A 9,728-nucleotide genomic window follows, 5' to 3' on the forward strand; every position below is an offset into this window, starting at 1 on the left:
GTCAGTAGTATATTTTAGTTGTACGACATATTATCACAAATGAAACTGACAAGACAATTTATCGAAATACTTTTAGACAAATCTAAAGATTTCAAAGATGGAATTTTTATTCCTAACGAGGTTGAGCTAAAATTAAGCGAAATTGAGAATTTCAATTCTATAATTGCACAGAAATTATCTGAAATTGAAGAAGTAATTCTTACGAAGAAAAATTTCACAAATGATGAAATCACTAAACAAGAAGAGTATAAAGTAAAGTTAATAAAGTATTCTTTTGAAAATGACTCAATTAGTTTCTACCCAGTTGCTTTAAAAAATTATCTTAAAAATATTTAACTAAATTGATATAGGTTTTTTGTGGATAAAAGGACAAGACATACAGGTCATGAAAAGGAGCACAGGTTTATATGGATATGAAAAACCAGAAATCAATACTTTTTGGCATAATGCTGAATGGAATAATGAAAAGAAAATTCCTTATCCGATTTTATAAAAAAGAATCACTATCTACAACACACGTTACAAGCAAGCTGGTCAGCTACTACAACGTTAGGCACAATTTCACACAACCACCGTAAATTCAAAATATGAAAGAAAAATTCAACAAAACATATGATTTGCTTTATGACATGTATCCTGACGGTTATTTTGTTCATAGATTTTCAAGATTTGATAAAGATTTTTTAGGTTTTGCAAAAATATCCTCAGAATTAAGGGAATTCTACATAAGGCAAGAACTAATAATTGAATTAATGAAAAGAGAGATTCAAGATTTTGAAATTCAAAGAAAATTTCCATTTAGGCCAGATGCAAAATATTTTTTGATTACTAACTTTAACAATATGATAATCAAACCTATTTTATACCAGATTTTAGAAAATGACAAAGAAATATCTGAAGATATACTTCGTGAATATGTGACTTCAGACATTAAAACTATAATGTATAATAGTTTAAAGATAAGAAAAGAGGATCTTATAAGCGGTCACGACATCTTAAAATCTATTGATTCTCTTTGGCCACAATTGCAATCAACAAAAATGGAACTTTGGGGATAATGGAAAATCAAAGACTAGCTGTAAATACAGGAGTAACTTTAAGTAGTAATTTAATTAGTGCATGTTTGTCTATGATTGCAATAATTGGAGCTGTTTTCCTTTTTGTAGTGGAAAAGCGTGAAGTTGGTTGGCAATTCTTTTTGTCAATTTCATTAAGTTTTTTAGCATTTATTTTCAGTATTATACTAGGCGGAAAAGGTATTGATATAGCTAGAAAAAAAGCACATCAAGGCATATTAGATTTAGATTGCTCAAAATCAAAATTCAACTGGCAGGCAATTTTTTGCATTCTAGGAATATTCTTTTGCATCTTGAGTTATGTATTCACATCAGAGAAAGTTGAAAAAAACGAAGAAGTCAAAAAGTTAAATGAGAATATCTTAAAAATTATTAAGCTTAATCAAAATGAAAAAGATGAAAATAAAATAATTTTAGAAAAGGTAAAAGCACTTGAAAATAAAATAAACAAACTGGAAATAGAAAAAAGTGTTGAAAAGAAAGAAACTGTGCCTAACAGCCATTAAACGGGATTTGGGTATTAGGCTAAATTTAAAAATGGTCTTGTATTTGAAAGATTTGGCAAATCCGAAAAATGGTCTTATTTTACACCCAAACCTGCTGTATTTCCAGAAAGTCAGGCTGTGAAAAAAACTCTTCAAATTTAGAAAGTAAACAGAGAGCTACCGGAGAAAAATTCCAAATATGAGATTCTCAAGAGGCAGATTTTAGTTTTTTAGCAGAATGACGTTGTGTGTAATATGCCAAAAGGTTATGAATTCTAAGTTGTTTTAGCAGCGATACCAACTCCAGGCCAAAAAGACATCGAAAAAGAAATTGACCGCCTTGGATTTAATTCTCAATGTAAAACTTATAAAAGTGCTGGAAACTTTGACGTTAAGAAAGTTTAAAAAATTAAACTCCTTTAAAACTTAATTCTTAAAAATATTATTTCAATTAACAATTACACTTAATGGACATCAATAAAAAACTCTTAGAAATTTGGAATAAAGACTATTTAAATGAATTACCGGAAATTATCAAAGAAAGAGGTTTTAATTATTCGGTAAACTATGAATCTAAAGATATTTTAATAACAGGGATAAATCCATCATTTCGAAAAAGTGATATAAACGGAAATATGTGTTTCGATTTTAAATTAATTTCAAAAGCAACTAAATATGATACTTATTGGACTTCTTTAAAGAAATTAGTCGCCGACGAACATCTTAATTTAATAGAAAATACTGGTTATTTAGATTTGTTTTATTTCAGAGAAAGAGACCAAAAATTTTTAACAAAAGGCATCTTGTCTAATTCTGTAGGTTTAACCTTTATTGCTGAACAACTAAATCTAACACAGCATATTATTGAAGATATTCTTAAACCAAAAGTCATCATTGTAAAGAATAAAGAATCGGGAGCATATTGGGGAAAATTTGTTGATAAAGGAATACTTTGGATGGGATATGACTTAGAGTTTTTAGAAAATACACCTTTTGGCGAATTATATAAAATCAAAGGTTTGATAGATTCATCAGAAAGAATTGCTCCAGAAGTAAATAAAACCAATCTTGAAAATTCGTTAATTTTATTTACTGTACATATAAACCAATATACAAAAAAAGAAAAGCGACCAACACCTAGTTTTATAAATGAATTATTGAAAGAAAATATAGTTTTGGAATAACATTAAGCTAATAAAACCAGCCGATAACAGCCACTACAAAGAATTTGAGCAATTGGCTTAATGGAAAAATGTTTTAGTATTTGAAATAGATTTGTCAAATCCAAAAATGGCCTTAATTTAATCCTAAAACCGCTGTAGAGCCAGAAAATTAACCCTTATTTTACTAGGCAACGTCAAAAATGAAAAAATCAACTAAAATAGTTTTGACGATACTTCTGATTTTAATAATTATAATTTTTATACATCTGCAAAAGGGAGTTTATGTTCCAAAAATTATGACTCATAGTAATACTAATATTTATTCTATAATATTACGAAACTACGGTACTGTATAAAATAAAAACAAAGTACAACACAAGTTTCTAAAAACTTTCAAATTTAATATGATTACCTTTTTTTATTGTATTTTCGTTTAGCTTAAAATACTAAATTTGATAGTTTGTAAATATTTAGAAGCTTTAGAGCTTTATATGTAATCCGATAAAAAATATCACTAAAAAATATAAATTCACTAAAAACATAAATGGAAGATTTAAAATTAAAATTGCAACAATTGCATGAAAGAGTTCACTCTTTAAAAGATCAGATTAATACTGAGGAAGCTACTAAAAATGCCTTCGTAATGCCTTTTATTCAAATTCTGGGGTATGATATTTTTAATCCAACAGAAGTAATTCCAGAATTTATTTGTGACATTGGAACCAAAAAAGGAGAGAAAATAGATTATGTTATTAAAAAAGACGGCGAACCGATTTTAATCATTGAATGTAAAAATTGGAAAGAAAATGTTGACGCTCATAATTCTCAGCTTCATAGATATTATCACGTTTCTAAATCACGTTTTGGAGTTTTAACAAATGGACATATTTATAATTTTTATGCGGATTTAGAGAGGCCAAATATAATGGATGACAAACCATTTTTCACTTTAGATATTTCAAACTTGAAAGATTCAAGTTTGAAAATTTTAGAAAAATTTTCAAAAAACGGATACAATCTTGAAGAAATTTTAGATTCCGCAGAAGGATTAAAATATATAAAAGCCATTAGGAGTGAATTTGAAAAAGAATTACAAGAGCCATCAGATGAAATAGTTCGTCTTTTAGTAAGTAGATTTTTCAATAAACCTATAACAGCTCCTAGATTACTTATATTCAAAGAATATACTAAAAAAGCTTTTTCAAATTCAATAAATGAATCTATAAGTTTTAGGTTAAAAAATGCATTAAACATAACTGAAACTGTTCCTTCAAAAACGGCTGAACAAACGACAGCAATTGATGAAAATGTTGAAACTCCAAAATTCATCACTACAGAAGAAGAAATTGAAGGTTCTCAAATAGTAAAAGCAATTTTAAGAGAAATTTTACCAGCGTCTAGAATTGCATTTAGGGATACGCAATCATACTTTGGTATTTTATTAGATGATAACAATAGGAAACCTATTTGCCGTTTGCATTTTAATTCAGCAAATAAGTACGTTGAACTTTTCAACAATGGAAAAGATAATGGAGAGAAAAAATTAATATCTAGCTTAGACGAGATTTATAATTATAAAAGTGAATTATTGACGACAATAAAAAATTACGAATAAAACTGGATGTGCTAACGAAAATTGGAGACAAAGTTAAGGGTGCATTTTTGCACCCTTAACTTTGTCATATTCCTTTATAAAGCCTCCTTTTCTTTTTTTGTTTAAATTGTTTTGAAATATAATCGTTTACTTTTTCAACTCGAAGAAGTATATCTGCAAGATTTTCTTTTACATGCTTTCGCAATTCTAGATTTTGAATGTTTTCTGAAACGGTTGAATTGGACTTTTGGTATTTCCTTTCAAGTGCAAGAATGTTCATGGCACAGCTTTCCTGAATTCCTTTTGCACTGAATTCTTTTCCCAGACTACTTCCGTTGAAAACGGATCTGGTTTTATGGTCAATGTAAGTTATTCCGTAAAGCTGTCCTTCTCTACTTTTTCTAAGGATAACGTGAATGCTTCCTCCTTCCAATACCTTAGATAATTTTTCGGGAGAAACTATATTCTCACGAAAGAAAGCCAGCTTTATTGCATTTTTTACATGTTTTTTAGATAATTCTTTTTCTGCTTCATTACACTTAAATTTTCCTTCCAGAAATTTCAAGGTAGGTCTGCTGTAAAATTCGCTAGCTTTTATCGGCACTCCTATCGGTTTTGAATTCTGGTCGAGTATCTTGTAAAGGAGTCCGTTGTTTTTAAAAACTCTCGATTCCTCGCTTCCTCTGTCAGCATGAACATTATAGAGGTTCAAAACGGCATTGAGTTCAGGCAGGCTTGAATATTTGTAATCAAATATAACCTTGTTTAAAACTGAATTGATCGCCTTTTTGGACTCTGCTTTTCCATATTGGACTCTGCCTACATCTATCGGATTTAATGGAAAATGTTCTTTCTGTTTTCTTCCTTCGGCTTTTACAAGCCCGAACATTTCTTCAATTTCTTTTCGGGCAGGTTCTGATTTTCTTATTCCCAGTAAATGCAGGTCGATTCTTTTCCCGTCTCTCTGAATGTTATTTGTCACAATATGGCAGTGGGGATGACCTGAATCGTGATGCTGGTATACCAGATAGGGCTGTCTGCCGAATCCCAGTTTTTCCATATAAGTGTCTGCGATTTCAGCCAGTTTTTCTTTCGAATGATTCTCCGAAGGATCAAAGTTGAGCGAAATATGCACCGTGTTTCTCTTCGTATTTGTATTGAGCTCTGCCAGTTTTAGAAAGCGGTTTAATTTTGAAGTGAAACTCAGTTTTTCCAATTCAAGAGGATAATTCACTGCACTTATGCATTCCGCTTTTCCGATCTCAACTTTATTTTCGTTGTAATTCAAAATGCCTCTTATAGATGAGCTTGTTTTTATCACTGCAACCATTTTTCTGCTATTTTCTGGGTGTGGCCTGAGACCTCTTCCATTTTATCAAAAAGTCTTTTTCTCTGGATCTCGAACAGATAAAGATGGCCTTTGAAATCGGGAACTGTGTTGAGCGTGTTTATCTTTCGGGCAATCTGATTGATATTGTTGCCGATTGCCCGTAATTCGGAAGTAAGTATGGCTGTCTCTTCCATCAGATCGTCTAAAGACTGGTTTCTGTAAGTGGCTACAATTGGTTTGTTGAATAAGTGGCTCCTGATATGGTCGCTTAATTTCCGGCAGGTGCTTGCTTTGAATCTTTTTTCCAGTTCGGCATACTCCAAAGGAGTGAATCGCAGTCCCACGATTCGTGTTCTGTTTGAATTTTCTCTTTTCATCATCTTTCATTTTCATTGTTATCAAACTCTTTGCTTTTAAGTTTCTCCACCGCCGAGTTCCGAGGCAATGGGTGGCAAGATAGGCGGTTGTTAAACAACCGTTCATCTTGCCGTTAGCTTTGACGCTAACTTAAATGTTCTCCAGAGTCTTAAATTTTCTCTAGATTATTGAAGTTTTGCAAAGGGGTGAACAAAACATCTTGCTTGTATTTATTTAGGTACGTGAGTCGGTATTAGTCCCCTTATTTTAAAAATATAAGATTTGAAAGAGGTGAACTAGTCATCTTGCTTGTGTTATTAAAGATACATCATCAGTATTAGTCCTCTTTCATTTCTTTCTTTTACAGCATTAACAATTTTGTTTCATTAAAATACTTAAATTTTGTATTCGGCTCCAAGGAGGTGAACTGTCCATCTGGCTTGTATATATTAGTTACCTAATCGGTATTAGTCCTCTTTGAATGTCTTTTACAATCGTTGCAGCAACCAGTTAGAATAGTAGACTTTCAGGTCTTTTAACGGCATTAGTTCATCGCAACAAATTAATTATTAACCTTTAATATCAATGTTATGCAGTTCAAACACTTTGTCGGGATTGATATTTCAAAACTGACTCTGGATGTCTACATCCATCACAAATCATTACATCATAAATTTACTAATGACCAGCAGGGCTTTGATGCATTATTGAAATGGATCTATCTGCGAACCGCTGAAAGCACTCCTTTAGAGATTGTTTTCTGTTTTGAGCATTCCGGATTTTATTCCCTGCTGTTGGCAATCTACATGCAGAAGCATGACTGTAATTTCTCCATGATATCCCCTTTGCAGATTAAGCGTTCACTGGGCATTGTGCGGGGCAAAAATGATAAGATTGATTCTCGCCGTATTGCTGAATATGCATATGAAAAAAGAGATAAATACTATCCGACCAAAATACCTTCTGAAGCCATATTGAAATTACATCCAATAATGACTTTAAGAGATCGTCTGGCAAGAGACCGTGGTGCTTTTGTAGGCACTATGAAAGAACAGTCAAAGTTTCTTCCGATTGATCAGATACCCGTTTTAATGGAGAGTTATACTCACATAATTAAATCCTTAGATGCTGAAATTAAAGCTCTTGAAAAAGCTATTAAAGCCATTGTAAATGATGATCCGGAACTTAAAAGAACATTTGAATTGATAACTGGCATAAAAGGCATCGGGCTTCTGGTCGGCGTTTATTTAATTATCTATACCCATAACTTTTCAAGATTTGAAACTTGGCGAAAATGTGCCTGTTTTGCAGGGATCGTTCCTTTTCAAAACAGCTCGGGAACCAGTGTTCACAGCAGGAGCCAGGTTCATCCAATTGCCAACAAACAGATTAAAAAAATGCTCCATATTGCAGCTTTAAGCGCAGCGCATACCGATAAGGAGATAAACATCTTTTATAACCGCAAAATTCAAGATGGGAAAAGCAAAATGTGCGTGCTTAATATCATCCGCAATAAACTTCTGGCCCGTGCTTTTGCAGTGGCTAGAAGAGGTACTGAATATGTTGATATTATGAAGCATGTAGCTTGATAAACATCTGACTTTTCATTCTTTACAGCTGAGTTTTTTCTCGGCCTGGATTTATTATGCTCTTTCATTATCTTTTCTTTTTTATAAACATTCTCAAAATAAACATCAAAAAAAATTTGCATATGTCTTAGAATACTGATTGCAGGAACGTGGCAATCTTTGGAGATTTTTAAAAGCAGGCTTCTAATTTAGGGAAAATATTTGAATGTATCTTGTGCAAAATATGGTCATGATGGCTGTAGGCTGTTACAATGGATAAATAACTTAACAAAAGAAAAAGGGAAAAAAGAAAGCAGTCTTCAATTGGATAATCAGCAATGGAAGTGCTATAAGTCCCGAAGGGTAGCAAGTTGAGGGACGAAGCTTGCTATTATGCGCACTTCCGTTGCCGATTTCCAATAATTTAGCTTGCTTTTTTTCTTTTATTCAATAATAAATTTATTACTTAAAATGAATTAATGGAAGTTTTAAAATTCATCTATTATTTGATTGGAATTTTTCTTTAAATTAGTCATTCTAAACCAAATTATTGTGAATGGATTTTAAAAGTCAATATGAAGCTTATGAGGACTCTAAAAGAGTGACACAAATTGCTGATGATGAAACGTCAGAAAGACTGAAAATTCCAGTAGGTTCAGAATATACAATATTTCCTCCTCCTTCAACGAAACAAGAAGCTTTTGAAAGGTTGAAAATGTATACTGGGCTAATTCATCTAGATTCGTATGTTAAAGCATTTAGACGTAGATTTCCAATAAATTTAAGAACACTCAGAGATGAGTTGAAAATACTAGAGGCTTTTATTGAGGAAGCAGAAGAACTATCAACAGTTGATGCTTTTACTAATAAAAGTGGCTCTTCAGTAAGAAGGAATCATTACGAATATTTAAAATGGAAGTACGGTTATTACGAAAACTTAGAATACAATGACTACGATTTTTTCTCTGCAGATGCGGAAATTGTTTATGGAAAATACTTTCTTTACAAGAAATGGCTTCAAGAACAGATAGGAACGTTGACGCCAAATAAGGAAGTTGATATTGTTGGAAGACATAAGGAAAATCTAAAATATCATGAAAAAATAAATCCAAAAAAGAATATCACAATTTTTGAAAGAATAAAAAGAGAACTAAATACGATACATTGGGTTGTAATTTCGCAATCACTCGCAAAAAAAAATGATGTCGATAATATAATTAATGAAGATGGTAGGTTTTGCAGGATAATTAATCTTAGATCTGATCGGGAGCTAATATCTCTGGAAGAATACAAACAACACTACACGGAAAGGTTTGAGAATGCAAAGACAAATGTATTAGTTAAAAATGAATTGATTGAAATTTATCGAACAGCGCTAGTTGTCAAAAATTTGTACGAGGCAACTCTTTCATATAACAATCCATTGGTAAAAGAGTTATACGATTCCTATAGAGATAATCCAAAATTATTGAGTGAAGATTTAGCATTTCGAACTATGATAGTTTTAGTTGTGGACTATCGAGTGCAAAATATTCTTTTCGGATATGATAGTAATTCTAGTAATCATAATACTGTATTTACTATACGTGATTTTAATTATCAAGTATTTAACGATGAATTGATAGGTTACTGTTACTCTCTTATTAACTTTATAAATACATTTGAGATTCCAGAACTTACTTATAAAGTAAGCGAAGATAGTGGCGTTTTAAAAGACGATTTAGAATATGATGTTGTAAATGTTTTACAAAAGCGAATCATAAATCATGATTTAACTGAAAAAGAGAGGGAGATAGTAGATGCAATTGAAGACCATTTGCCACAAGAGTATTTCCTTGAAAATTCTTATGAAATAATTAAAAGCTCCTTGTTGTCATATTTTCTAAAGGGTAGTTTTCCTAAAAGTATTTCTAAAATAAACACAGTAAGAATTAATAAAAAAATAATAGGATGGGGGTTAAATTCACTTTTTAGAGAATTAAAAAATTCAAAGCCTCTTTCGTTAGAATATATTTTATTCGCTAAAAATATTGATAAATTCGAAAAAGAAATTATTGAAAATGATAATTTCCAGAAATCGAATTTATATAAATATATTACTGAGAAACCGCGTAAAAAATAGTAACCACCTTTTCCACCTTTTTTCCACCTTTTC

General features: G+C 31.3%; 9 protein-coding genes. 7 read left to right on the forward strand and 2 right to left on the reverse strand.

Annotated elements, in window-relative coordinates:
• The first annotated feature begins 39 nt into the window (after positions 1–39).
• The 5 genes from VGE71_RS15320 to VGE71_RS15340 all read left to right on the forward strand — a co-directional run bounded on the left by VGE71_RS15320 (position 40) and on the right by VGE71_RS15340 (position 4,339).
• Positions 40–336 (forward strand): hypothetical protein, encoded by a 297-nt coding sequence (locus tag VGE71_RS15320; protein WP_331139120.1) that lies wholly within the window; start codon positions 40–42, stop codon positions 334–336.
• A gap of 251 nt (positions 337–587) precedes the next feature.
• Positions 588–1,058 carry a hypothetical protein gene (locus VGE71_RS15325; protein ID WP_331139121.1) on the forward strand — a complete coding sequence of 157 codons (471 nt, stop codon included), beginning with the start codon at positions 588–590 and terminating at the stop codon, positions 1,056–1,058.
• Positions 1,016–1,582: a hypothetical protein gene (locus VGE71_RS15330; protein ID WP_331139122.1), complete on the forward strand. Its 567-nt coding sequence runs from the start codon at positions 1,016–1,018 to the stop codon at positions 1,580–1,582. Before VGE71_RS15325 ends, VGE71_RS15330 begins: the two co-directional genes overlap by 43 nt.
• A gap of 446 nt (positions 1,583–2,028) precedes the next feature.
• Complete coding sequence (locus VGE71_RS15335; RefSeq protein ID WP_331139123.1) at positions 2,029–2,745, forward strand: hypothetical protein; 717 nt, start codon at positions 2,029–2,031, stop codon at positions 2,743–2,745.
• Between the two features lie 523 nt (positions 2,746–3,268).
• Entirely contained in the window at positions 3,269–4,339 is a 1,071-nt protein-coding gene (locus VGE71_RS15340; RefSeq protein WP_331139124.1) for a type I restriction endonuclease, read from the forward strand.
• Between the two features lie 64 nt (positions 4,340–4,403).
• On the opposite strand, the gene VGE71_RS15345 is transcribed toward VGE71_RS15340, so the two are convergent.
• A complete protein-coding gene (locus tag VGE71_RS15345) occupies positions 4,404–5,648 on the reverse strand; it encodes a relaxase/mobilization nuclease domain-containing protein (RefSeq protein ID WP_331139125.1) in 1,245 nt (414 codons plus the stop codon).
• A complete protein-coding gene (locus tag VGE71_RS15350) occupies positions 5,636–6,025 on the reverse strand; it encodes a plasmid mobilization protein (RefSeq protein WP_331139126.1) in 390 nt (129 codons plus the stop codon). Before VGE71_RS15350 ends, VGE71_RS15345 begins: the two co-directional genes overlap by 13 nt.
• 570 nt (positions 6,026–6,595) lie before the next feature.
• Between VGE71_RS15350 and VGE71_RS15355 the strand changes: the two genes are divergently transcribed.
• Complete coding sequence (locus tag VGE71_RS15355) at positions 6,596–7,594, forward strand: IS110 family transposase (protein ID WP_331139127.1); 999 nt, start codon at positions 6,596–6,598, stop codon at positions 7,592–7,594.
• 535 nt (positions 7,595–8,129) lie between these two features.
• Entirely contained in the window at positions 8,130–9,695 is a 1,566-nt protein-coding gene (locus tag VGE71_RS15360) for a hypothetical protein (protein ID WP_331139128.1), read from the forward strand.
• The last annotated feature ends 33 nt before the right edge of the window (positions 9,696–9,728 follow it).

The sequence above is a fragment of the Flavobacterium sp. genome (genome assembly GCF_036405015.1).
Lineage (GTDB): Bacteria > Bacteroidota > Bacteroidia > Flavobacteriales > Flavobacteriaceae > Flavobacterium.

Excerpts from the sequence above, each read along its gene's own strand:
- VGE71_RS15320 (WP_331139120.1), top strand. The coding sequence starts at position 40 with ATGAAACTGACAAGACAATTTATCGAAATACTTTTAGACAAATCTAAA.
- VGE71_RS15325 (WP_331139121.1), top strand. The coding sequence starts at position 588 with ATGAAAGAAAAATTCAACAAAACATATGATTTGCTTTATGACATGTAT.
- VGE71_RS15335 (WP_331139123.1), top strand. The coding sequence starts at position 2,029 with ATGGACATCAATAAAAAACTCTTAGAAATTTGGAATAAAGACTATTTA.
- VGE71_RS15340 (WP_331139124.1), top strand. The coding sequence starts at position 3,269 with ATGGAAGATTTAAAATTAAAATTGCAACAATTGCATGAAAGAGTTCAC.
- VGE71_RS15345 (WP_331139125.1), bottom strand. The coding sequence starts at position 5,648 with ATGGTTGCAGTGATAAAAACAAGCTCATCTATAAGAGGCATTTTGAAT.
- VGE71_RS15350 (WP_331139126.1), bottom strand. The coding sequence starts at position 6,025 with ATGAAAAGAGAAAATTCAAACAGAACACGAATCGTGGGACTGCGATTC.
- VGE71_RS15355 (WP_331139127.1), top strand. The coding sequence starts at position 6,596 with ATGCAGTTCAAACACTTTGTCGGGATTGATATTTCAAAACTGACTCTG.
- VGE71_RS15360 (WP_331139128.1), top strand. The coding sequence starts at position 8,130 with ATGGATTTTAAAAGTCAATATGAAGCTTATGAGGACTCTAAAAGAGTG.